The following is a 23,152-nucleotide window of genomic DNA, read 5'->3' as shown; positions in this document are numbered from 1 at the left end:
TTCATCTGTGAGCATCAGTCGGGGCATGGCAAGCTCGCAGTTTGTTGGTGTCGGAACCTGTATTCTGTGAGTTTGCCCCTATCCTGCCAATGCTATCCCTCAAAACGTCAACAGGCCCTAATGTTTTTAAAGAAATCGATATCCAGCGAGCATACCGCCAACGGCAGCTGCTTAGCCTCTGCGTGCTGCATAGATTCCTGGATCAATTGCGTCAGCAACTGCAGATTGGGTAGCCCTGTTAACGCGTCAAAATAGACTTCTCGATTAAGATGGCGCGCATGCGCCGGAATAGCCGAAAGGTCAGCAAGCACAATCACATGGTGGTCGATCGCACCGTGCTCATCGCGCACGCGATTAATCGACATCATGCCAGGGTAAAACTGGCCGTCGTGGCTGCGATAGCTCACTTGGCTTTTACTGCGATCCCGCAATTGTAATTCTTCACGCATCAAGCGCGTTGTACGGCTATCATCCAACGGTAAAATACTAAACGCTTCAGGCGTTTTGCCTTGCACATCGCCCAGCGTCATTCCTGTTAACTCACAAAAGGCAGGGTTCACTTCCGCTACCCGGTTTTCCGCATCGGTAATAATGATCGCTTCATTGGCATAGCAAAAGGCGGATTCAACAGGAGACGCGGTATTGCTAACGGACGCCGTCGGCATCGCATTAGAGCGGGGAAGTGGGGATGTGGGCTCAGAGGACTGTTGAGACAAAGACTGTTCCTTTAGTAGATTCAAGGATTGATACATATGTCTCTGCTCTCCTCGTCCATCATTTGTTATCGATAGTTTGTTCTAGATAGATAGTATCGTAGATAGGCTATATTAAATCTACTTCGCCACATCTCCAGTAAATAAGGATCGATATTAACACCGTCTTACTGCTTAGGCTCTTTGAACGACACAATACATTATCGACGGCAGGCGCAATAACTTAAGGGGCAGGACTGGCAGCGCCCAAAAGAGCGGCTGCCAGTCGTCATGACACTAGCTATATGCAACAGACATTGCGAGACGGCTTTCTTGCGGGTAGCTATCACTCACTTGGTAACGACTCATTTGGCGAGTCATATCGTCGGCCTGCTCATCAAGCGAGCGGCTCGCTGCCGCGACTTCCTCCACTAGCGACGCATTTTGCTGAGTGACGTCTTCTAGCTGAGCCATGGCTCGATTAATTTGCTCGATCCCTGCCGACTGTTCATGTGTGGCAGAGACCATTTCATCCATTAAGTGAGCCATTTGCTCAACGCGCTGAGCAATGTGCCCCAGGGTTTCATTCGTCGAGTTGACCAGCGTTTCGCCCTCGGCAATCTTCGCTACATTGTTGTCGATCAACTGGCGAATTTGATTGGCTTCCTCTGTGCTGCGGCTAGCCAGTTTACGCACTTCATCGGCGACCACCGCAAAGCCACGCCCATGCTCGCCCGCACGCGCGGCTTCAACCGATGCATTGAGCGCCAGCAAATTGGTTTGGAAAGAGATATTGTCGATAGTCCCGACAATGCTGGTTACCTGTTCGTTCGCTTGCAAGATAAGCTGCATTGCCTGCTGAGCTTGTGAAGCCACTAGGCTTGCTTCCTTAGCTTGGTGAGCCACATCATCGGTCATCTGCTGGGCTTGCTTTGCATTATCAGCGCTTTGACGTACCGTCGCAGTAATTTGCTCCATGCTTGATGCGGTTTGTACCAGCGAGGCGGACTGCTCTTCCGTTCTCTGTGCTAGATCCTGATTTCCCTGAGCAATCTGATTACTGACCACCGCCACTGACTGTGCGTTGCGGGTGATATCGGCCACTAGCGTCTCGGTCGTTGCCGATGACTCATTGAAGGCTTGATAGAGCTGGGAAAGCTCATCGCTCCCTGGGACGATTAATCGCTGGGTTAAATCATTATCGCGGGTGGCGATGCTATATAGCGCCTGGCTCAATGGCGTCGTAATCGCACGCACGATCAGTATAGCGGTGATGATCGCCAATAAACTCGCGACCAGCGCAATCACCGCATATAACCAAAGCGCCTGCTGCGCTGCCTGACGTAGCGTCACTGTCTCGGTTACCACCGCGTTAACCACTTGATCTTCTAATGCTTTCAAGCGGCCAATTTTTACCGTCTGCCACTCAAACCACTCTTCCGGATCGACGCCATAGCCACCTTCACTGGCTTGGCTGATCGCCAGCTCACGCCGCTCCATCAACCGACCGATCTCAACACCGCTTAACGCTAGGTCAAGCTGCTGGCGACTTTGCTCCCCTGCCAGAACGCGAAAACCATCCAGAAAAGCCTGCTCTTCGCCAAGCAGTGATAAAAAACGCCGCAGCATGTCCGGTGGCATCCCATCTGCTGCGAACGTGTTGGCCAGCAGCGCCCGCTCAATGCCAGCCAGATCTTTAGCTTCCAGGAGTTGATAATACGCACTCAATTGGCGGGTAATATCACCCTCTCGAGTGAGGTGTGCCAGCGAGCCCACAAAGGCCATTAGCTGACCGTTAATGCCGGTATAGTGGCCTAATGCCTCGCCCGTCGTGACCTCTAACGCATTAACGCGTTCACGCAGTGCTGCCTGACGTTGCCAACGCTCATCAATCTCACGCAGTTGCTGCTGAACAGCAGGCGTCAGTAGCGCTTGATCCAAAGAGGCTTGCTGAGCTTGAAACGCGTTGACGGCATCATCGGTCTTGGGCCGCTGCTCGCGCAGCCGGTTACCAAACGCCTCGCCCCCACTGCCCAGAAAGCCCGCTGTCATACCGCGTTCAAGCTGCATTTGGTGAACGGCATCCCCCGCTCGCTGGGCGAGCTCGGTCATCGTGTGAAGGCGGTCAAACTCTTGCAGTGCTGTACGGCGCTCCATGATGCCCTGAGTCGCGAACCACGCCAGCGCGAGCAAGGGTAATAGCAGCACACAGGCAAATTTAAACCGCATTGGAATGCGGTTAACGATATTTTTCATTGCTTAGCCTCAGACTGATAACGTGTCAGGTAGGTAAGCGGCGTACTCAATTATTAGAATTCGCGTCGTATAACGCGTGTATGTGAGTTTGCCGCACTCAGCCAAATAATTAAATGTATTTAAGCGATGACGTCTTACATCGCAAAACATGGCGCAGTATAAAGAGCTAAGCGCAGCGTTTATTGATGGCGGTCATAGGAAAGGGAAGATAGTTAGGAAAGCGAAGATAGTTAGGAAAGCGCAAGATGGTACGGGAGTGGCGGGCGGCGCCCAAAAAGCATGCCTAGCCGCCCATGGTTAACGGTAATGATTAACGGCCAATCCACTCAACAAAGGTCGTCGCACCAAGCAAATGGCGCTCATGGCGGACACGGCTTAGCGCCGCGTAGGGCAAATCCATTGCCAGCACCCGCGAAAGCGGCTGCTCAATAACTTGGCGCAGTAGTCCATTGCAGACAAATAGATGCGCCACGACCAGCACATGCTTACCGGGCGGACTGATTAACAGCTGCTGCCATACCTCAGCGAGGCGCGCATCAAAGGCCTGTATCGTTTCGCCGTCTGGCGGTGACACTGTTGTTGGGTCATACCAAAACGCACTCATTCGTTCGGTGCCCTCTTCCGCAAACACCTGGGCGTGGGTTTTACCCTCCCACTGCCCCAAATGCAGCTCAGCAAGGTCATCCTCCACTTGAACGGGTAGATCAAACTCTTCGCCCAGCCACAGCGCAAACTCACGACAGCGCATGAGGGGCGAGGTGACTATCGCATCATAAGGCAGATGGCCTTCGACCGTATGGCGCATGACAGCATCGGTCACCTGCTGCCAACCCGTCTCACTCAATGGGTGATCGGTGGAGCCGCGCAGCATACGTCCTCCCACCGGTTCACCGTGGCGCAACAAATCAATGGTGGTGATCTCCGCATCGGGAAAACGCATACTCAGCCCTCGTTGATTGATGCCACTGTCGATTAAATAATCGCGTGACGCACACGCGCGGAAACCCACTCAGACACCAGCACGGTAGCGAAAATCATGATAAAAATAACGCTGACCTGATCCCAGGCGAGGCTGTTGATCGAGGCGTTTAACTGCAAACCGATCCCGCCTGCGCCGACCAAGCCCAAGACCGTCGATTCGCGGATATTAATATCCCAGCGATAGACGCTAATCCCGGCAAAGGCAGGCATGACTTGCGGCAGCACACCATAGTTCATCACCTGCAGGCGGCTTGCACCGGTCGCGCTAATCGCCTCTACCGGCGTAGGGTGGATCTCTTCAATCGCCTCATAAAGCAGCTTACCGACAAAACCGATCGAGCGAAGCGCGATGGCGATAATACCCGCCAACACACCAGGACCGAGAATGGTGACTAGCAGCATCGCCCAGATCAGTGAGTTGATAGAGCGGGATGAGACAATCACCACCAGCGCCGCACTGCGCACCAGCGGGTGCGGCGTGGTATTACGCGCAGCCAAAAACGCCACAGGAAACGCCATCATAATGCCAATGGCGGTGCCCAGGGTGGCGATGTTGATGGTGTCCCACATGGGCTTCCAGAGCACATTGGCGTAGCCCCATTCCGGCGGCGTCATGCGGCTGATCAGGTCTGCCCCTTGACGGCCAGCGTCTTCGACAAACACCCACATGGTATTGTCAGAAATCACCTTCCAGCAGAGCAGAAAGAGACTGACACCCGCCAGCCAAGCCAGGTACTGCAACCATTGGGCGCGCGTGGTACGCCGCCGCCAAACCGGCAGACCCTGGGTGTTAGTAGATACTGGCATCACGATTCTCCAAATATAACAGGCCAGGGCGGCTAATAAGCGCTCACTGGGTCCAGCGACGGACATGGCTCGAGCTGTACTCGCACAGCAACACAATGGCGATAATGACCAGCAAAATAGCGGCAGAGGTATCGTACTCATAGCGGCTCAACGAGGTGTTCAACGTGGCGCCAATACCGCCCGCGCCCACAATGCCAATCACCGCCGATTCGCGGAAATTGATATCCAGCCGGTAAACCGAAAGCCCAATCAAACGCGGCATGACCTGGGGCTGAACCGCATGGTTCATGGTTTGCCACCAGCTTGCGCCGGTTGCCCGCACGGCTTCTACCTGACGCCAATCCAGGTCTTCAATATCTTCCGCCAACAGCTTGGCCATAAAGCCAATCGTCGCAAAGGCCAGGGTGATCATCCCCGCCAGCGGCCCAAAGCCAAACATGACCACAAACAGAATCGCGATGATGATTTCTTGAAATGTGCGCGAAACGGCAATGATCGCGCGACATATAAAGTAGATCGGTAGCGGCGAAATGTTCCTCGCGGCGCCCAGACCCACCGGGATCGCCAGCAGCACGCCTACTACCGTGGAGGTCAGCGTCATGGTCAAACTTTCCAGCAGCCCCGCTACGATGTCGTCGTAGCGGCTAACAAAATCAGGCTGCATAAAGGCGCCCAAGAAATTAACCGCCCGCCCCGCGCCTTCCGCTACCCGCGCCCAGTTAACTTCTACCGAGGCGAGCGCCAACACCAAATAGACCACCGCGCCAATCAACAGCCCCCAACGCAAGCGCGGGTTCTCAACCAATGGCAGGCGTCGCCACTGCCCTCGCTGAGCAGCCTGTTGGCGCGCCTGCTCTTGTGTTAGCTGCGTCTCTGCCCGTTCGTTCATTGAGCACTCCCTGCTGCCATCGGCGGCAGGCCGCGCTGGTAAGAAGACGCTTCTGAAGTATCGTCAGACGTGTCGCCGTCCATCGGTTCAGGGGTTGTATCCCAATCCTCTTCGCCATAAATGGTCGTGAGCATCTCACTGGTGAGCTCACTCGGCAGGCCGTCAAAGACAATTTTTCCAGCGCGCAGGCCAACAATTCGGTCGGCAAACTGCTGAGCCAACGCGACATCGTGAATATTGATGATCGCCGCCAAATCACGCTCAGCACACAGCTCGCGAATCAGGCGCATGATCTGACGCGAGGTTTTCGGGTCAAGGCTGGCGGTCGGCTCATCAACTAGCAGTAGCTTGGGGCTCTGCAGTAGCGCCCGGGCGATACCGACACGCTGACGCTGGCCACCGGAAAGGGCATCGGCGCGCTTATCGATAGCGTGAGGAAGCCCGACCCGCTCGAGTAGCCGAAAGGCTTCGACTACCGCCTCCTGGGGATAACGACGCAAAAAACTACGCCAAAAACCAACATAGCCGAGCTGACCGGATAGCACGTTCTCCATCACGGTGAGCCGGTCTACCAGGGCATACTCCTGGAAAATCATCCCCATTGAGCGGCGCGCGTGGCGAAGCTTATGACCTGAGAGCTTGGTTAGCTCGGTGTCTTCCAGGCGAATACTGCCCTGTGTGGGTTCAACTAACCGATTTACACAGCGAATAAGGGTGCTTTTACCCGCGCCGGACGGCCCAATCAGCGCCATTACCTGGCCTTTGGGTAGCGTGAGTTCAATGTCCGTTAGCGCCCGATCCCCGGTGGGGTAGCGCTTGCCTACGCCGCTAAGTGTTAACATTTTTCCCACCTCGTATGTATAGCGAAACGGCCAGAAAGGTTAGCCTTCCTGGCCGTACAAAGCCTGCTGCCTATACGATCAATCGCAGTCGTAGGTTACGCCGTTGGCATCAGCGATAGTGCGAATCACGGCCCAGTTTTCCTGATAGGTAATCGGAATAAACTGCGCTTCACCGGAGTTGGCGAATTCCGATTCAAGGGCAGTGCCTTCCCAGTCGTAGCTGAAGAACGCATCCTGAATTTTCTCGGCAAGTTCCGGGTTCAGGTTATTCGCCAGCCCGTAAGCGGTGGTGGGGAAGGTATCGGAGGTGTAGATCACTTCGTAATCGCCCTCTGCCACAACATCACGTGCCAGCATGCGGCGTGCCACTGAGTTGGCGATGGCAGCGGCATCGTAGTCTTCGTTCACAACACCTAAGATGGAGTTGTCGTGGGAGCCAGAAAAGGCGGTTTCAAAATCTTCGCCCGCTTCCATGCCGTACTCGGAGCGCAGCAGTGCGGAGGGCGCGCGAAAACCAGAGTTAGAGGTCTCAGAGGTAAAGGCTAGCTGGCGTCCTTCCAGGTCTTCAACGGTCTCGATGCCGCTGCCAGGATAAGTGATGATCTCCATTTCGTAGCCAAAGCTACCGTCCTCGGCCGCCATCATGGCAAACGGGCGGAAACCACCGCAGTTGACCGCGACCGGTACACCACCGGTGTTAAAACCGGCGACGTGCAAACGGCCAGCGCGCAGTGCTTCCTGCTGGGCGGCGTTGGACTGCACGGGGAAGAACTGAACTTCTTTACCGGTTGCTTCGCTTAGGTGCTCCAGGAAGTCAGACCACACGTCGGCGTAAACCGCCGGGTCTTCCACTGGCGTGTAGGCGAACACGAGCGTATCGGGATCGGCCCACTGTGACTCATCGCTAGGCGCATCAGCGATCATATCGCCATCGTTATCGACATAACGCGATGAAAGATCCGCTGAGGCATTCACCGCGACCAACGCAAAAGCGCTGGCAACGGCGGCGCTGATCAATGTGCGGGGAAGCGCATGGGCAAGTGAGGAGATCTGCATGGGGCACCTAACGTGTTGTTAAAAGATAGCCACAATCCTGACCACTTCAGATGACAACGGCGGGGCATTTACATGACCGCTTGGTGACGATTTTGCGAACGTAACATGACACTGGCGCTTTACTGGCTAACGCAGCTACCGCGACGCTCAACAAACAGGCTGTTACCAGGAATTTTTTTGGCTTGATGCTTCAGTTCAGACAGCTCAGCGGCAATATCCAGCGCTCTGCAAGTAGCTGTATCGGTGACAGGTTTTACTGCAATCGACACGCTGACAAAGGGGAAAAACGACACGCTATTTTGCCGGTTTTCAATTTGTATCCCGCCTTTCAGCCGGTCCGTTTCTTCATAGAAACCGGGGGCCATCACTTCAAATGAGCGCAGGATTTGGCCGCAAACGCTTTCCCAATGGCTGGGCGGTAGCAACATCATAAAATCATCACCGCCAATATGGCCGATAAAGCCACCAGCGCTTTCCACCTGAGCCTGCAGCAGCCGCGATAGCGAAATAATCACCTGGTCGCCCCGGGCATAGCCGTAAGCATCGTTAAACGCTTTAAAATTATCCAAATCGACATAAGCGGCGGCAAAGCCCTGCTCGGCAGCTAAATAAGCGACCAGCGTTTCGTTAATCAGGATATTGCCCGGCAAGCCGGTCAGCGGATTGGCATGGCGCGCCTGGCGCACCTGTATGGCGGTGATTTCACGCAAAAGGTCAACGATATTACCCATGCCAACGTAATCACCTTCATCATTGGTGATCACAAAGTCTTCCTGCTCAATATCGTGGCTATCGGTCAGTTGCTGGCTCAACACCTCAAGCGGGGTATCTGCTTCAGCCACCAGCATGCGTACATCGGCCACGTCCAATACGCAGCGTTTGGCATATAGCGCATGGCTATAAGGGTTGGTGAACAGGGTCAAGAAAGCATTGCGGCGCACCACTGCTACGGGCTTACCGTCTTCCAATACGGCCACACAGCGCAAGCTGGGTTGGCGGCGAAACCGCTCGGAGATGAGAGGCACTGCGCAGTCAGTGGTGATGGCCTCAATCGTGCGCAAAATAGAGCGCGCAGTGCGACCAGCAGGGCTTTTCAACTGGGTCGTCGCGGGCAGCACCATATTGAGCTGTAAAGGCGGCTGAGGGCTTGGCCGAGCAAAATAGAAGCCTTGCAGTAACGCGAGCCCACGGTCGAGTTCCCACAAGCAGAGATGCTCCGCCGCAGTCTCCACGCCTTCGGCTATTAGCTGGCAATCCAGGCTACGCGCCACATCAAGAATCGAGCGGAGAAATTCGCGCTTCGCAGGCTCCTGATCAATCCCTGAGATAAAGTGCCGATCAAGCTTGACGAAATCGGGCCGCAGTTCTGACCAGTGGCGCAGGCTTGAGTGCCCTGCCCCCAAATCGTCCAGCGCCACCTGAAAGCCCATGTCACGGTAATGATCCACCGCTTGGCGCATTAGCTCATAGTCATGAATCGGCACATGCTCGGTGAGCTCAATCACTACTCGCTCTGGGGGAAGGCCGCTCTCGCGAATGAAGCCCAGCGTTAAGCCTTCGCGAAAATCACGCTCAACGATGGTTAACGGCATGACGTTAAGAAATAGCAGGCCGGGCAGTTCAAGTTCGGCAAAGCGTTGAATCGCCAAGCGTCGGCAGAGTAAATCTAACTCCACTAGCTGCCCTGCCTGGGTGGCCACATCAAACAGCCGTAACGGCGAGTGCAGCGGTGACGTTTTGGGGCCACGAATCAGTGCTTCGTAGCCATAAATCGCCTGCTGGTTGGCATCCACAATGGGCTGAAAGAGCACCTGCAGCTCTTCGGTCGCAATAATTTGATTAAGCCACTGCGCTTCTTGTGCGGTCATTTGCCTACTGTCCTATTCATCAGCCCCCGTTTACCTTCACAAGGCAGCCGGGTACTGATGTGCAGCCTTCCCTAGCGGTGATTGGTAAGCTGTAAGCATGCGTCATTTTCGTGACGCTATCATGACAAATGACTAATCAGGCAGTGAACACTCAACCGCTTTGAACGACAGACGCTATTTATTGAAGGGGCTTTTCGGGCGGCGGAAAGACCACATCGCAGTCATCAGCATCCAACTGGCGAATATCAATCGGGTGCCCTTTTTCGTCCAGCGTTACCAAGCCAATGCCGCTGGCGTTCCAGAGCCGCTCGCCCGCGCTGGCGCGGTCGGGGTCTCGGGGGTGAACGCTCAGTTTGCGACGCTTGGTAAACCAGTTGAGTGGCGACAACGGCGCATATAACCAGCGGTTCAATCGATCAAAGGTATTGAGCAGAGTGGTCGGAAAGGTGTTTTTAATCCCACTCGACGTGATTTGCCATAGGTGGGGAGAACGCCGCTGATGGCGTACCACAATGTCGTAGACAAACGAGTAGTGCACATCGCCCGACAAGATCACGTAGTTGCCGGGGGTTTTGGAGTGTTGCCATATTTGCAGCAGCGTATTGGCCGCCCCGCGATGGGCCATCCAGTTCTCAGCATCGACCACCAACGGCTTACCCAGCGCGGTAAAAATTCTTTGAATACTCTCAATCAATTTGACGCCAAACATGGGCGCGGGAGAAATAATCACCGCGCTTTTGGCCCCCATTAGCGCTTGCTGCATCTCCATCAGCGCTTCCCAATCCATCAAGCCAGAAGGGTGATTAAGATTGCGCTCGCTGCGCCAACGGCGGGTTCGGGTATCCAGCACGATTAAGGTAGGCGTACCCGGCACCTGAAACTCCCAGCCCTGAAAACGCAGTAGCCGCTCAATGAAGCCATCTTGCTCGGCGCATACCAGCGGCTGGCTACCATCGCCCAGTAGCGTCGAGGCGTGATGGGTTAATGGGTTGAGCTTATCAGGGTCATTCCCCCAGGCCTGGCAGAGCAAATAAGCCACCAGGGCGTTACCGATAATGCGCTTCGAGAACGGATGGCCGTAAGCGGCAAGCTCCCAGTCCGCGGAAAGGTTCCAGTCATCGGTCACATCGTGATCATCAAAGATCATCAGGCTGGGCAAGTGGGCCGTCAGCCGCGCACACTGCGGCAAACCGGCCACGAAGCTGTCCATCACCGCCTGCTCCTGACGATAGAGCTCGGCATTTTTTTGATCTAAAGCAGGCGCGTCGAACGTAATCACTCGCCAGGGCACCGGGGACCATACCAGGCAGTACATGGCGAGCATTTCAGCCAGTGTCATCAAATGGTTCTGCGCATTCGCCGACGTAAAGACCGGCTTCTTGACGCCGCTAAAAAAGCGCTTGCGTAGCGCCACATTTTTGGTCACATCCGGCAGCAACTCAGCGCGCTGATAGTAACTGTCGGGCGAGTCGTAGAGGGCTTGGCTATCGTCCACCGTGGCGCCTTCCAGCCACTCATCCACCAACCCTAGCCGCGCTATGAGCGCATGCACGGCGCGTAGCATAGGGCCGGCCACATCATCAGCATAAATTTGATCACCGGTCATCAGCAGCCAAGCGGGCCACTCTGCCGGGGCGTCTTGCTGCTGGGCGAGCCAGTTATCGGCGCGCACCAGGCCATCGGCACTGTCGTGATGGGGTTTGCGGCAGGAACCATGCATTAGGCGGTGATGCCGAGAGGCAATCACAAAAGCGGGATAGGCGGCGCCGTCATAACAGAGCCACGGTGCCCATTCGGGCAAAGCGCGCCATTCGCCCTGCTGGGTTTCCACCTGCAGGTCATACTCAATGCGCTCATCGCAGGGCAGCGGTGAATCCAGCTCAATATCAATTAGATAGATAAAGGCGCGCTGGCCGATCGGAATGCACTGCTGATGATGCGCCAAACCAATCGACGCAGCATCACTCTGCCCAGGCCGCAGTATTAGCGTCATATTTAATCGCCGAGTGACGACCATCCAAAGTACCAGCCGAGTCGTGCTGATGCGTCTTAATAAGGGGCCGACTAATATATCGGGCAGCGTATCAGTGCCATTCATCCAATGAAGTCTCCGTTATCCATGCGCCACCACAGGCAGCTCGACGACTACCTCTAACCCGCCGGTGCTGGCGCGAGTAAGATGCATTTGGCCGCTATAAAGGGCGACAAGATCGGTTACAATGGCCAGTCCCAGACCACTGCCAGAGCGGTGCTCATCTAACCGTTGACCACGCTGAATCGCCTGCTGGCACTCTGCCTCCGACATGCCAGGGCCGTTATCGCTTACGGTTAAAATCAACCGCTGACCGTCAACTTTCACGTTAAGCTGCACCTCGCTATGCGCCCAGCGCAGTGCATTATCCATCAAGTTACCCACCAGCTCTTGGATATCTTGCTCATCCATGTGCACTCTGATTTTCTGGCCCCAGCTTTGGCGCAGCACAATACCGCGCCGCTGGGCGAGCCTGGAGAGTCCATTCAGCAGCGGCGTTAGCGTAGGGTGTAGATCAACAGGTGCAAAGCGCACCCCTTCACCCGCCGCGGACGCTCGAGCCAAGTGATGACGTACCGCGCTATCCAAACGCTCCAACTCTACCGCCCAGGCGGCACGGTTCGCTTCTGGAAGCTGACGAAGCTGCAGGCGCATCACACTCAGCGGTGTTTTCAACGCATGGGCAAGATTGCCCGCGGTATGGCGTCCGCGCTCGATTAAGCGCTGATCGCGTGCCAACACCGCGTTCATTGAGGCCGCCAGTGTCGCCAACTCTTCCGGCAAGCGGGTGTCCAACTGTTCGCTGCGCCCCTGCTTCACGTCATGAAGATTGGCGTGCATGCGGCGTAGCGGCGCTAACCCCCAGCGTACTTGCAGTGCTAACACCCCGAGTAGCAACACGCCCAAACCGATCAACCCGCCCCACAGCAGATGTTGGAATTCACGGATATCGTTGGCGAGCACATCGTCTCGGGCGGCCACGCTGATATGCAGCGGTTCCTCTAACGGGGCCAGGTAGATATCGCGCTCCACCACGCGCAGCGATTGCCCCCGCGGGCCGATTAATGAGCGCGCACTGAGATTTTCATTCTCCACCACTGGCAGGCGTTGATCCCAAAGCGAGCGTGAGGCCAGGGTATGTTGCCCGCCATCGGTGATTTGCCAGTACCAGCCGGAGTAGACATTCTCAAAACGCGGGTCGCCCAGCGCCCGGTCGTGGACAAGCTGCTGCGCTAAACGGTCATAAGTCACGCCCGCCATGATGACATTAAGCGTCGCGCCAAGACGATCATCAAAGGCCTGAGTGGCCGAGGTATGGTAATGGTGAGAAAGTAGCGTGCCGGCGATAGGCAGGGCCAGCCCCACCATCACTAATACAGCCAGCAATAGCCGCAGGCTGATGGAACGCCGCGCCCAACGACCCCGCCAAGCCGTTTTGGCTTGACTCATTCGCAGCCGGGCTCTTCTGCTAACAGCCGATACCCTTGGCCCCGCTGGGTGGCAATTCGCCAACTGCCCAACTTACGGCGCAGGCGGCTGACCTGAACGTCAATCACGTTAGAATCAGGTTCATGGTCACGGTCGTAAACATGCTCTGAAAGCTCGGTACGGCTCACCACTCGCGGTGCGGCATGCATTAAGTAGCCCAGCAGACGCGCCTCTTGAGCGGTTAAGCCGACCGGGCGCCCTACCAACGTCACGTGCTGGGTGTGGGTATCTAAACTCAGTTCGCCCACTTTTAATACTGGGTGAGCGTGACCGTGGCTGCGGCGCACAAGCGCACGCAAGCGAAACAGCACTTCCGCTGGCTCAAACGGTTTCGTGACGTAGTCATCCGCCCCAGCGGTAAACCCCGCGGCTTTATCCGCCCAGCGCTCACGAGCAGTTAGAATCAGCACAGGCAGATCAATGCCGTCTTCCCGCCACGCCGCCAGCCAGCGAGTCCCATCTCCATCGGGTAGCCCTACATCTAAAATCAGTGTGTCGTAAGCTTCGGTACGTACTAAAAAATCAGCATCCTGGCCATTAGCCGCATGCTCTACCAGCCAGTCACCATCGCGCAACGCTTGGCTCAACTCACGCGCTAGCGCTTGGTCGTCCTCTACCAGCAAACACTTCATTGGCTAACTACCCTTTTCGATAACGACTTGGGAATACAAATAACGCGATGGCAACAAGGCTTGTCGTAACGGCACTAGCGACGCATATCATTAATACGCACGCCCTCGATAGACATCAGTTGGCCATTATGGCCATCGAATTCAAACTCGACGACTTGGCCCTGCGGGCCGAGCAATTTGATTTCGTACTCCACGTACCCTCCTTCACGCTCCATTTCCACCTCCAGCACGTCGCCTATGTAGTGAGCTTCCAGCCAATCTAAGATGGTGTCGAGGGGAACAACCTCTCCGCGGCCTACTTCGCCATGCAACGATTCCCATGGCTGGTCACCCACCGCACTACCCGCCAGCAATAGCAGCAGGGCCAAGCCAGTGACATTGCGCCGAGCGCTTCGCGGTATGCTGCGTAGCGGCTTGATAAAGTGACGTAGGAGTTTACTCATAGTGCCAGCATGCCAAAGACAACATGAACGCTAGATGAACAGTTTTGTCAGCTTAAGGAAAGTATAGTGGTGGTATAAATTCCCTGTCGCATTCGCTGAGTGTCAGTCACTCATTCGCGTTTAAATACGTAAAGAAGGAATTTGCTATGAATACCATGAAGAAAATACTGCTGATCCCGACCTCTGCTCTGCTACTTGCCGCGGCGGCAGGCAGTGCCCAGGCTGATTCACTTCCGATGGATCGCATTGATGACGTATTGACCCATTCCAATGATTACGGGTTCAGCCACTACGAAGAAATTAGCGTTAAAGGTCGCGGCCGCGTTGAAGTAGAAGGCTGGCTGGACGAAGAGTGGTACGCGGATGTGGATTTCTCCCTTGATAACGGTGAAACGCTAGAAGAGAAACGCGAGCGCCTGATTACCGGTGCCTGGGGCATGAGCGAAGACGATATCCGCCAGGCCTTAGACGTTGCCCACCAGGAAGGTATGGTTGAGTTTGAAGACCTTGATATCGACAAGAGCGGCATCATTGATATCGAAGGCCGTGGTGAAAATGGCCGTGAGCTGGAAATCAGTGTGCGCCAGGGCTCTTCTGAAGTTACCCAAATTGACCGCGATTAATAGTCTTAGCTAATCGCTTTGCGGGCTCCCTATGGGGAGCCCGCTGCGCTTTAAGTATCTTTAATCAGCGACAGTCCTGACAGTTTCCCCGCGCCATAATAGCGGCCGCAATGCGTTCGATGCCCTGGCGATAGGCAGCTTGTCGGTAGGTGATGTCCTCCACACCTGCGCGCGTTAACACCTTGCCAGCCTCTTCTCTCAGCAGTACGTCCAAGCGTTCATTCACCTGGGCTTCACTCCACTTTTCTCCCGCCCGGTTTTGCAGCCACTCAAAATAACTAACGATCACGCCGCCTGTATTGGCGAGCACATCCGGCAGCACTGGCACATTACGCTTGGCAAGGGAGTGGTCGGCATCGCTGGTCAGCGGGCCATTGGCGATTTCTAAGATAGCGCCTGCTTTCACCTCGTTCACATTGTCGCAGTGAATTTGATTTTCAAGCGCCGCCAGCGCTAATACATCCACGTCCAACGCCAGCAGCTCATCCCCCGTCATCGCTTTCCCTGCTGGGCTGTCGGTCACCTTGCCGCTATTCGACTTAGCCTGTTTAACGGCTTCAATATCGAGTCCATCCGCGTGGTAGCAAGCACCACTGGTATCGGATACCGCGACGATACGATAGCCACGTTCACTGGCTAAACGGGCGAAGTGGTAAGCCGCGTTACCAAACCCCTGCACCGCCACAGTGGTCTCTTCCGGTTGTCGCTTTTCACGCTCGGCCCACAAATCGAGCACTTTTAGCGCGCCTCGCCCCGTGGCGGCCACTCGCCCTGGCGAACCGCCTAGCGGTAATGGCTTTCCGGTAATGGCCGCGGGCACTTTAGCCCGCACGATTTGCTCATACTCATCGATCATCCACCCCATGACCGTCGCGTCGGTGTTCACATCAGGCGCCGGAATATCCCGATCGGGCCCCATGATATCGGCAATGGCGCGGATGTAGCCGCGCGCCAGCCGCTCTCGCTCCAGTGAAGAGAGCGCCTTGGCATCCACCTGGACGCCGCCTTTACCGCCGCCATAAGGCAGGCCAACCACCGCGCATTTAACCGCCATCCAGAAACTTAGCGTAGTGACTTCATGCTGGTTAACATCGGGATGAAAACGCACACCCCCCTTGGCTGGCCCTAAACTGGTGTCATAGTGGACTCGCCAGGCGGGAAAAGCTTTTAAGCTGCCATCGTCCATCCGCACGGGGATACTCACCTGCAGCGAAAGACTGGGCTGCATAAGTCGCGCCTGGGCATCCGCATGAATATCGAGCGCCTTGAACACATCTTCCAAGCGTGAACGGGCATCCTCAAACAGCGCCGCGCCTATTTCTGGTGTTAGTGTTCGGGGAGCCGTTTTTTCAGCTTGCTTTTGGGGCACTTGGCTATTCGTCGTTTTGGCCGTTTGATTTTTCGACTTAGCCTTTTTCGTCTTAGCATTACCCATGCAATACGCTCCTTTCCTTGGCCAGGGTAGGATTTCAAGAGATTAACGTTATAACGTGTTTACAGCGTAGCAGCTGGCGGCCAAACCATAGCGCTGAGCTAATCAATGTGTTGAGGAGAAATTCGTGCTGAATGAAGGCGGTGATGGCGCGTTGGATGAGGAGAAAACCGACACAACGGTGCGGTTGGATTCCGGACACTTTTATTCAGGGCTAAGTGACCCCGTACTACGCGATATAGCTTGGCTAATCGCCACACCGGACATTGTGGAGCTGCCGCCGCCCATTCCCTGCGCAGGGCGCCCCACTATGGAAGAGCTGGGGCTTGAGCGCGTACTGCTTCCCTGGCTACGCCAGCTTGGCCAACCGCCGTTGAGCGCATTGAACGGCAGCCGGGCGATGCGCATGGGGCATTATCACGAACGCCTATGGCACACGCTGTTAAACCACGCACCGAATACACGGCTGCTGGCCCGCAACGTGCGTATCAGCCGAAAGCGCAATACGCTCGGCGAGCTGGATATGCTCTACCGAACGCGTGCTAACCCGGCACCGGTGCATTTGGAAGTGGCAATCAAGTTCTACCTGGGGCTGCCCGAGGGGCCAGGCGCGGCCACCAGCCAAAGCCGCTGGATTGGCCCCGGCGGGTTAGACAGCCTAGCGCTGAAGTGCGGTCATTTACGCCGCCATCAATTGCCGCTTTCCACCACGGCACCCGCGTTGGAAACACTCGCTCACTGGCTGACGCCACGGGACATTGGGGTCTCAAGTAGGGAGTTAGGCGAGCAGCTAACCCAGCGACTGGCAATGCCGGGCGTACTCTATTATCCCTGGCACGCGGCAATGCCAGCGCCCGAAGGCGCGACAGCCGATCACCGCCGTGGGACGTGGTGTTTCTTACGCGATTGGCCTGCGCTGGCGGCGAGTGTAACCGAAAGGCCTGAAATGGCATGGCTGGAAAAACCCCACTGGCTAGCACCGCCCCTTCACAGCGCCTTTCGCCCGATGGCAGAACAGTTGCCCGCCATTTTCGAAAAGGTGCATGCCTGGCGCTCACCCCAGCAAGTGATGCTGTATTACCCGCAGCAGCAGCGCTATGAGCGGCTGTTTTTGGTGCCCGACAACTGGCCGCGCCAAGTACCTCTTCCGCCGGTAATACGCTAGTGACGATACGTTTAAACCACCACAAGGTTATCGCGGTGAATCAGCTCGTGGGCTTCCACGTAGCCAAGAATCGCTTCAATCTGGTGGCTGGGCTGGCCTGCCAACTGGCGCGCCTCATCGGCGCCGTAGTTAACCAGACCCTTGGCCACTGAGGCGCCCTGCTCATCCACACACACCACCATATCGCCGCGCTTAAAGCTACCCTGCACATTGCGCACGCCAACCGCTAATAGGCTAGAGCCTTTATCACGCAACACTTTCACCGCACCGGCATCCAGCACCAGCGTGCCGCGCACCTGCAATTGCCCCGCCAGCCAGCGTTTGCGCGCCGCCATGGGAACCTGATCAGGACGCAGCAGCGTGCCCAACGCTTCGCCCGCCATGATCCGGCTGATAACGTCAGGCTGGCGGCCGCTGGCGATGACCGTCACCGCCCCAGAACGCGCCGCCAACTGCGCCGCGCGCACTTTAGTGCTCATGCCACCGCGACCCAGCGCACCGCCGCTGCCTGCGACAGCAGCTAAGCGCGGGTCATCAGCGCGCCCTTCGGCAATCATCTGGGCATTGGGATTATGGCGTGGATCAGCGTCAAACAAGCCTTCCTGGTCGGTCAATAGCAGCAGCGCATCTGCTTCCAATAGGTTCGCGACCAGTGCACCGAGCGTATCGTTATCGCCAAAGCGGATCTCATCGGTGACCACGGTGTCATTTTCATTGATCACCGGCACCACGCGCATCTCTACTAACGTGCGTAGCGCCGACAGCGCATTCAGGTAGCGCTTACGGTTAGAAAGATCGTCGTGGGTAAGCAGGATTTGCGCGGTGAGCATGCTGTGGCGGGCAAAGTGTTGTTCATAACACTGGGTCAGACCATTCTGGCCAACGGCAGCGGCCGCCTGAAGCTCATGTACAGCGCTGGGGCGCACTTGCCAGCCCAGCCGCACCATGCCCGCCGCCACCGCGCCAGAAGAGACCAGCACTACCTCTATCCCCTGCTGATGCAGGGCGGCAATTTGATCCACCCAGCCACCAATGGCGGCTTCGTCCAGGCCACGGCCATCGTTAGTGAGTAGCGCACTGCCAATCTTCACCACGACCCGCCGCGCGCGGCTCAGCGCGCCTCGCCCTAGGATTTGCTCGTTACTTTCCATGCCACCCCACCTTCACCAGGCACTGACACTAAGGCGCGTACTCGACTTCAACATCGTAATCATCGTCGTCGAAATCTTCGTCATCTTCATCATCACGCTTACGGCGACGCCCCAAACGATCTTCGGTACGCGCGACCGACTCTTCTTCCATGCGGCGACGCATTTCCTGCTCGCGGGCCAGCGCCTCTTCATCTTCATTCTCAAGACGGCGCTGCTCGGTCAACCAGCGGTAGGCTGCCTGCACCAGCTTCTCAGTGCCGTCGCTACTGATCGCCGAAATGCGGAATACCGGGCCTTCCCAGTTGAGCGCCTGGATAATCTTCTGAGCGCGCTCTTCACGCTCATCTTCCGGCAGCAGGTCAAACTTGTTCAGCACCAGCCAGCGTGGGCGCTCGGAAAGCGCCGGCGAGAATTGCCCCAGCTCGTGAACAATGGCCTTGGCAGCCTCGACCGGATCAGACTCGTCAAACGGCGCGACATCGACCACATGAAACAGCAGCCGCGTGCGCGTCAGGTGCTTCAAGAAGCGTAGCCCTAACCCTGCGCCCTCAGAGGCGCCTTCAATCAAGCCGGGTACATCGGCCATCACGAAGTGTTCGTGCATGCCCAGTTTCACCACGCCCAAGTTGGGCACTAAGGTAGTGAACGGGTAGTTGGCGACTTTAGGCTTGGCAGCCGACACTGAGCGAATCAACGTTGATTTGCCCGCGTTGGGCATGCCCAGCAAGCCAACATCGGCCATCACTTTCATTTCTAAGCGCAGGTAGCGGCGATCGCCATCGGTGCCAGTGGTGGTACGGCGGGGCGCGCGGTTGGTCGAGGACTTAAAGTGGATGTTACCCAATCCACGCCGACCACCTTCGCCCACCAATACCACTTGACCGATTTCAGTCACATCAGCGATAACTTCCAAAGTATCTTCATCAATGACCGTGGTACCCACCGGCACTTTGACGTGCAGGTCTTCACCAGCCTTGCCGCTCATTTGACGGCCCATGCCGCCCTGACCGTTTTGCGCTTTATAGAAGCGCTGGAATTTAAAATCGATCAGGGTGTTAAGCGCATCGTCACCAATTAGGTAAACGCTGCCGCCATGACCACCATCACCCCCATCGGGGCCGCCCCTGGGCACATATTTTTCGCGGCGAAAGCTCAGACAGCCATTGCCGCCTTTGCCCGCCTCAACAATAATCGAGGCTTCATCGACGAACTGCATTGGATTCTCCCGGCCGCTTCCGCCGCCCTAATATGCACTACTTTTTTTCCAACCCTTTTTTCCCAACTTTTTGTTCCCACCAGCATGCTGGTCAAGAACCGTGGTCAAGTGTATTGGAAAAGAGATTTAACCGACAAAAAAGCCCCGCCATAGCGGGGCCTTTTTTTCTCGCAAGCGCGAGCATAGCACTAGCCGTTTAGGCAGAAACGATGCTAACGAACTTACGGTTTTTCGGGCCTTTGGTCTCAAACTTCACAAAACCGTCGCTCAGCGCGAACAGTGTGTGGTCACGACCTAGGCCAACGCCTGTGCCCGCATGGAAACGCGTGCCGCGCTGACGCACGATGATGTTACCTGCAGTCGCCGCTTGGCCACCGAAGAGTTTTACACCTAACCGTTTGGACTCGGAATCGCGACCGTTACGCGTGGAGCCGGCTGCCTTTTTATGTGCCATTGCAAAATCCTCCTAAGGGAATTGACTGCTTACGCAGAAATTCCGGTAATTTTGACTTCAGTGAACCACTGGCGGTGGCCCTGACGCTTCATGTGGTGCTTACGGCGACGGAACTTGATGATAGTGACTTTATCGCCACGGCCGTGGGAAACCACTTCGGCAGAAACTTTAGCACCACCGATCATCGGCGCACCAATGTTGAAGTCATCACCGTCTGCGACCATTAGCACTTCATCAAACTCAATCGTTTCGCCGGTAGCGACTTCGATTTTTTCAAGCTTGAGGGTTTGACCTTCTTGAACACGGTACTGCTTGCCACCGCTTTTAATAATTGCGTACATGTCGCTCTCCGGACTTGTCGTTAATGCCGGTTACGCCCCGCGTAACCAACGCTCATCGCCTTCCGCTCTTATCGACCTGCTGCGAGTGGCGCCCCTTTTGGAGCCATCTGACAGGGAGCATGATGAGTGGGTCGCGGATTATAACGACTATCGCTGCTTACCACAAGACCACAGGCCGTTGTCAATTGCTAAGTCCGTTAACGACTAAAGTGTAACCGTCGCTCGTATCTTGACGCCCAACAGGCAGCCCCATAGCATGACCCCAACACTTGACCACATCTACTCCACAAATACGGGCGGCACTTACCGCCTCCATCTGCCGCGATGAACGGATTCCATGACCGCCAACGTCTCCTCAGCCCAGCCCGTCAGCCCAACGCCTTCACCGCTGCACGCCGTGGTGGCCGATGACTTCGCCGCCGTCAACCGCACAATTGTCGAGCAGCTCAATTCCAAAGTACCGCTGGTTGAAACCATCGGCCAGTACATTACCGAAAGCGGTGGCAAACGGTTGCGCCCTTTATTGGCACTACTGGCCGCCCGCTCGCTCGACTACACCGGCGACAAGCATATACCGCTGGCCACGCTGATCGAGTTTATGCACACCTCCACGCTGCTGCACGATGACGTGGTGGACGAATCGCATATGCGCCGCGGCAAGAAAACCGCCAACGATGCCTGGGGCAATGCGCCATCGGTATTGGTTGGTGACTTCCTTTATGCCCGCTCGTTTCAAATGATGGTTGATGTGGGCTCGATGCGGATCATGGCGATTCTTTCCGGCGCCACCTGCATCATCGCCGAAGGCGAAGTGCTGCAGTTGACCAACATCGGCAACCCTAGCATCTCTGAAGAGGATTACTTCGAGACCATATTAGGCAAAACCGCCATGCTGTTTGAAGCGGCCTCCCATAGCGGCGCCGTATTGGCGGAGGCAACGCCGGAACAGGAGAAAGCGCTCCAGTACTACGGCCGCTATCTAGGCTTAGCCTTCCAACTGATTGACGACCTGCTGGACTACCAGGGCGACGCCGATGCCATGGGCAAAAACGTTGGCGACGATCTAGCCGAAGGCAAGCCAACGCTGCCACTGATCCACGCCATGGAGCAAGGCACGCCGGAACAGGCCAAGCTGATTCGTCAGGTGATTCGCGATGGTGGGCTTGAGCAGCTAGACGCCGTGCTAGAAATTATTCACGCCACCGGCGCACTCGACTACACCCGCCAGCGTGCCGAAGAGATGGCCGATAAAGCCTTGCAGCAGTTGGAAGCCTTGCCGCCCAGCGCCTACCGCGACAGCATGGCCCAGTTGGCTCGCTTAGCGGTTGATCGCCAAGCATAAAAATTGCTAGATCACACCGCCGAAGACTTGAAAAAATACGTCTGGCTAAGTATGATCCACCTCCGTTGTTGAGCACAGCTCGACAACCTTCGGAATATAGCTCAGCTTGGTAGAGCGCTGCCTTCGGGAGGCAGAGGTCGTAGGTTCGAATCCTGCTATTCCGACCAAGAATACTATTAAAAACGGCCACTTAGCTAACACAGCAAGTGGCCGTTTTTTGTTGTGTCTGACGCTAGGTGACATATAGGTAGCACTGGAGTCAAATACACCACAGAATGATGCGATACGACACATTCTGTGGTGTATCGCTTGCGCTGTTCACTTAAAGTGTCAAACTACAGATATGTACTACAAAGTAAATCACACCCAAAAACTTCAATTCTGATCACTTGCTTGGTCAGGTTGATTGAGCTTTTGAAAGCACCTAGCAATAAGCTAGGGGGTAAACCATGACCGCATTCACTAACATAGGGCTTTATAGCCCCAAGCAAGCAGAGCGCCTGATTGGCGTAGAAGCGGATAAAATTCGCCGCTGGCTCATGCCTGCACGGTCGTCTAAGGGCCCTCTCTGGGAACCCGAACCCCAAGCGTTAGGCGCAGAAGACACCCTCAGCTTTAAAGATCTGCTCGAACTCCGTGCTGTGGCTAAATTCCGTAGCCACAATGTGAGCTTAACGGTCATCCGTGAAGCATTGCATGAATTAAGTGAGCTTCTACAGCGGGATTACCCACTCATCAATCCCCAGCTGTGTACCGATGGCCAAAAAGTATTCCTCAAAGCACTAGAGGAAAGCGGCCAAACAGCAGTGATTGACCTGGTTAAGCGCCAAAACGTATTCGAAGATGTGATAGTGCCCTCACTCAGGGCAGGCATCGAATTCGATGCAGAGGGAGACCCTGTGCGCTGGCATCCAGACCCCGAAGATCCCAGCATCGTGATCGACCCACGCTTTGCATTCGGCAAGCCCATCGTGCTGCCTAGCCACATGCCCACCAGCACACTAGCCCAAGCAGCCGAGGTAGAAGGCAGCGCAGAAGATGCAGCCCGTGCGTATGATGTGACGCAAGAGGAAGTAGAGCGTGCCGTAAAATTCGAAGAAAGGATTTTATCGGGTGCACTTCTTCATTGACGAAAATATCAGTCCTCGCATTGCCAACGCACTTAACCACCTAGCCAAACTCTGCAGTGAAAGCCACACGGTTTTGCATGCCCGTGAGGTCAACGGCGGCCCTGGCATGCCGGATGAAGTATGGCTAGAACAGCTCAAGCAGTCTGATAAAACCTGGGTTATCCTTTCTAAGGATCGCTTTCAAAAAGGTGTGTAGTGGTCAAGTAAAACTGGCCACCGCTTTATAGTTAACCCAGTACTTTTCCTCTGCCTGGTTCGGACTCATACCACCGTTATGCTGGTGAGGCCTAAGCTGGCTGTAATACCCGATTA

Annotated in this window: 22 protein-coding genes and 1 tRNA gene; 6 read left to right on the top strand and 17 right to left on the bottom strand. The window is 55.8% G+C overall.

All coding sequences use genetic code 11. From position 1 onward, the window contains the following. Nucleotides 1-107: 107 nt before the first annotated feature. From HUO07_RS20455 to HUO07_RS20400, 12 genes are all read right to left on the bottom strand, one after another. The gene (locus HUO07_RS20455; protein ID WP_246286898.1) at nt 108-716 is read right to left on the bottom strand and encodes a PAS domain-containing protein; all 609 of its coding nucleotides are present in this window, start codon (nt 714-716) and stop codon (nt 108-110) included. 273 nt (nt 717-989) lie between these two features. Next, the gene (locus tag HUO07_RS20450) at nt 990-2,948 is read right to left on the bottom strand and encodes a methyl-accepting chemotaxis protein (RefSeq protein WP_176305000.1); all 1,959 of its coding nucleotides are present in this window, start codon (nt 2,946-2,948) and stop codon (nt 990-992) included. Between the two features lie 310 nt (nt 2,949-3,258). After that, complete coding sequence (locus HUO07_RS20445; protein ID WP_176304999.1) at nt 3,259-3,888, bottom strand: histidine phosphatase family protein; 630 nt, start codon at nt 3,886-3,888, stop codon at nt 3,259-3,261. 32 nt (nt 3,889-3,920) lie between these two features. Beyond that, entirely contained in the window at nt 3,921-4,736 is an 816-nt protein-coding gene (phnE, locus tag HUO07_RS20440) for a phosphonate ABC transporter, permease protein PhnE (protein WP_176304998.1), read from the bottom strand. A gap of 43 nt (nt 4,737-4,779) precedes the next feature. After that, the gene (gene phnE, locus HUO07_RS20435; RefSeq protein ID WP_176304997.1) at nt 4,780-5,625 is read right to left on the bottom strand and encodes a phosphonate ABC transporter, permease protein PhnE; all 846 of its coding nucleotides are present in this window, start codon (nt 5,623-5,625) and stop codon (nt 4,780-4,782) included. Continuing rightward, entirely contained in the window at nt 5,622-6,467 is an 846-nt protein-coding gene (gene phnC, locus HUO07_RS20430; protein WP_176304996.1) for a phosphonate ABC transporter ATP-binding protein, read from the bottom strand. Before phnC ends, phnE (HUO07_RS20435) begins: the two co-directional genes overlap by 4 nt. Nucleotides 6,468-6,545: 78 nt before the next feature. Next, complete coding sequence (gene phnD, locus HUO07_RS20425; protein ID WP_176304995.1) at nt 6,546-7,523, bottom strand: phosphate/phosphite/phosphonate ABC transporter substrate-binding protein; 978 nt, start codon at nt 7,521-7,523, stop codon at nt 6,546-6,548. Nucleotides 7,524-7,642: 119 nt separating this feature from the next. After that, nucleotides 7,643-9,391: a bifunctional diguanylate cyclase/phosphodiesterase gene (locus HUO07_RS20420; RefSeq protein ID WP_176304994.1), complete on the bottom strand. Its 1,749-nt coding sequence runs from the start codon at nt 9,389-9,391 to the stop codon at nt 7,643-7,645. Nucleotides 9,392-9,569: 178 nt separating this feature from the next. Next, a complete protein-coding gene (locus HUO07_RS20415) occupies nt 9,570-11,489 on the bottom strand; it encodes a metallophosphoesterase family protein (protein ID WP_176304993.1) in 1,920 nt (639 codons plus the stop codon). Between the two features lie 15 nt (nt 11,490-11,504). Beyond that, nucleotides 11,505-12,872: a sensor histidine kinase gene (locus HUO07_RS20410; RefSeq protein ID WP_176304992.1), complete on the bottom strand. Its 1,368-nt coding sequence runs from the start codon at nt 12,870-12,872 to the stop codon at nt 11,505-11,507. Then, nucleotides 12,869-13,543: a response regulator transcription factor gene (locus HUO07_RS20405; RefSeq protein WP_176304991.1), complete on the bottom strand. Its 675-nt coding sequence runs from the start codon at nt 13,541-13,543 to the stop codon at nt 12,869-12,871. Before HUO07_RS20405 ends, HUO07_RS20410 begins: the two co-directional genes overlap by 4 nt. Nucleotides 13,544-13,617: 74 nt before the next feature. Next, nucleotides 13,618-13,986: a PepSY domain-containing protein gene (locus HUO07_RS20400; protein WP_176304990.1), complete on the bottom strand. Its 369-nt coding sequence runs from the start codon at nt 13,984-13,986 to the stop codon at nt 13,618-13,620. A gap of 146 nt (nt 13,987-14,132) precedes the next feature. On the opposite strand from HUO07_RS20400, the gene HUO07_RS20395 reads away from it, so the two are divergent. Continuing rightward, nucleotides 14,133-14,609, top strand: a complete 477-nt coding sequence (locus HUO07_RS20395; protein WP_176304989.1) for a PepSY domain-containing protein — start codon at nt 14,133-14,135, stop codon at nt 14,607-14,609. Between the two features lie 64 nt (nt 14,610-14,673). Here HUO07_RS20395 and HUO07_RS20390 read toward each other — a convergent pair whose 3' ends face one another. Continuing rightward, entirely contained in the window at nt 14,674-16,044 is a 1,371-nt protein-coding gene (locus tag HUO07_RS20390; protein WP_176304988.1) for a Glu/Leu/Phe/Val family dehydrogenase, read from the bottom strand. A gap of 124 nt (nt 16,045-16,168) precedes the next feature. On the opposite strand from HUO07_RS20390, the gene HUO07_RS20385 reads away from it, so the two are divergent. After that, the gene (locus HUO07_RS20385; protein WP_422822709.1) at nt 16,169-17,206 is read left to right on the top strand and encodes a DUF1853 family protein; all 1,038 of its coding nucleotides are present in this window, start codon (nt 16,169-16,171) and stop codon (nt 17,204-17,206) included. Between the two features lie 11 nt (nt 17,207-17,217). On the opposite strand, the gene proB is transcribed toward HUO07_RS20385, so the two are convergent. The 4 genes from proB to rplU all read right to left on the bottom strand — a co-directional run bounded on the left by proB (nt 17,218) and on the right by rplU (nt 20,368). Next, nucleotides 17,218-18,357 carry a glutamate 5-kinase gene (proB, locus tag HUO07_RS20380; protein WP_176304987.1) on the bottom strand — a complete coding sequence of 380 codons (1,140 nt, stop codon included), beginning with the start codon at nt 18,355-18,357 and terminating at the stop codon, nt 17,218-17,220. 28 nt (nt 18,358-18,385) lie between these two features. Continuing rightward, nucleotides 18,386-19,573, bottom strand: coding sequence for an Obg family GTPase CgtA (cgtA, locus tag HUO07_RS20375; protein WP_176304986.1), 1,188 nt, complete (start codon nt 19,571-19,573; stop codon nt 18,386-18,388). Nucleotides 19,574-19,769: 196 nt separating this feature from the next. After that, nucleotides 19,770-20,027, bottom strand: coding sequence for a 50S ribosomal protein L27 (gene rpmA, locus HUO07_RS20370; RefSeq protein ID WP_008957069.1), 258 nt, complete (start codon nt 20,025-20,027; stop codon nt 19,770-19,772). A gap of 29 nt (nt 20,028-20,056) precedes the next feature. Continuing rightward, nucleotides 20,057-20,368: a 50S ribosomal protein L21 gene (gene rplU, locus HUO07_RS20365; RefSeq protein ID WP_176304985.1), complete on the bottom strand. Its 312-nt coding sequence runs from the start codon at nt 20,366-20,368 to the stop codon at nt 20,057-20,059. Between the two features lie 337 nt (nt 20,369-20,705). Between rplU and ispB the strand changes: the two genes are divergently transcribed. From ispB to HUO07_RS20345, 4 genes are all read left to right on the top strand, one after another. Continuing rightward, nucleotides 20,706-21,710, top strand: coding sequence for an octaprenyl diphosphate synthase (ispB, locus tag HUO07_RS20360; protein WP_176304984.1), 1,005 nt, complete (start codon nt 20,706-20,708; stop codon nt 21,708-21,710). Between the two features lie 90 nt (nt 21,711-21,800). Then, nucleotides 21,801-21,877 (top strand) — tRNA-Pro (locus tag HUO07_RS20355). A 282-nt stretch (nt 21,878-22,159) separates the two neighbouring features. Continuing rightward, nucleotides 22,160-22,840, top strand: coding sequence for a MerR family transcriptional regulator (locus tag HUO07_RS20350; protein WP_176304983.1), 681 nt, complete (start codon nt 22,160-22,162; stop codon nt 22,838-22,840). Then, a complete protein-coding gene (locus tag HUO07_RS20345; protein ID WP_340162515.1) occupies nt 22,824-23,036 on the top strand; it encodes a PIN-like domain-containing protein in 213 nt (70 codons plus the stop codon). The genes HUO07_RS20350 and HUO07_RS20345 overlap by 17 nt, the downstream gene beginning before the upstream one ends. Nucleotides 23,037-23,152 lie beyond the last annotated feature (116 nt).

Source organism: Vreelandella maris, from assembly GCF_013371085.1.
Taxonomy (GTDB): domain Bacteria; phylum Pseudomonadota; class Gammaproteobacteria; order Pseudomonadales; family Halomonadaceae; genus Vreelandella; species Vreelandella maris.
The sequence above is the reverse complement of the archived record's forward strand: the minus strand, read 5'-3'. Positions and strand labels throughout refer to the sequence as shown.

Coding starts and splice junctions, on each gene's coding strand:
- HUO07_RS20450 (WP_176305000.1), bottom strand. CDS start 2,948: ATGAAAAATATCGTTAACCGCATTCCAATGCGGTTTAAATTTGCCTGT.
- HUO07_RS20445 (WP_176304999.1), bottom strand. CDS start 3,888: ATGCGTTTTCCCGATGCGGAGATCACCACCATTGATTTGTTGCGCCAC.
- phnE (WP_176304998.1), bottom strand. CDS start 4,736: ATGCCAGTATCTACTAACACCCAGGGTCTGCCGGTTTGGCGGCGGCGT.
- phnE (WP_176304997.1), bottom strand. CDS start 5,625: ATGAACGAACGGGCAGAGACGCAGCTAACACAAGAGCAGGCGCGCCAA.
- phnC (WP_176304996.1), bottom strand. CDS start 6,467: ATGTTAACACTTAGCGGCGTAGGCAAGCGCTACCCCACCGGGGATCGG.
- phnD (WP_176304995.1), bottom strand. CDS start 7,523: ATGCAGATCTCCTCACTTGCCCATGCGCTTCCCCGCACATTGATCAGC.
- HUO07_RS20420 (WP_176304994.1), bottom strand. CDS start 9,391: ATGACCGCACAAGAAGCGCAGTGGCTTAATCAAATTATTGCGACCGAA.
- HUO07_RS20415 (WP_176304993.1), bottom strand. CDS start 11,489: ATGAATGGCACTGATACGCTGCCCGATATATTAGTCGGCCCCTTATTA.
- HUO07_RS20410 (WP_176304992.1), bottom strand. CDS start 12,872: ATGAGTCAAGCCAAAACGGCTTGGCGGGGTCGTTGGGCGCGGCGTTCC.
- HUO07_RS20405 (WP_176304991.1), bottom strand. CDS start 13,543: ATGAAGTGTTTGCTGGTAGAGGACGACCAAGCGCTAGCGCGTGAGTTG.
- HUO07_RS20400 (WP_176304990.1), bottom strand. CDS start 13,986: ATGAGTAAACTCCTACGTCACTTTATCAAGCCGCTACGCAGCATACCG.
- HUO07_RS20395 (WP_176304989.1), top strand. CDS start 14,133: ATGAATACCATGAAGAAAATACTGCTGATCCCGACCTCTGCTCTGCTA.
- HUO07_RS20390 (WP_176304988.1), bottom strand. CDS start 16,044: ATGGGTAATGCTAAGACGAAAAAGGCTAAGTCGAAAAATCAAACGGCC.
- proB (WP_176304987.1), bottom strand. CDS start 18,357: ATGGAAAGTAACGAGCAAATCCTAGGGCGAGGCGCGCTGAGCCGCGCG.
- cgtA (WP_176304986.1), bottom strand. CDS start 19,573: ATGCAGTTCGTCGATGAAGCCTCGATTATTGTTGAGGCGGGCAAAGGC.
- rpmA (WP_008957069.1), bottom strand. CDS start 20,027: ATGGCACATAAAAAGGCAGCCGGCTCCACGCGTAACGGTCGCGATTCC.
- rplU (WP_176304985.1), bottom strand. CDS start 20,368: ATGTACGCAATTATTAAAAGCGGTGGCAAGCAGTACCGTGTTCAAGAA.
- ispB (WP_176304984.1), top strand. CDS start 20,706: ATGACCGCCAACGTCTCCTCAGCCCAGCCCGTCAGCCCAACGCCTTCA.
- HUO07_RS20350 (WP_176304983.1), top strand. CDS start 22,160: ATGACCGCATTCACTAACATAGGGCTTTATAGCCCCAAGCAAGCAGAG.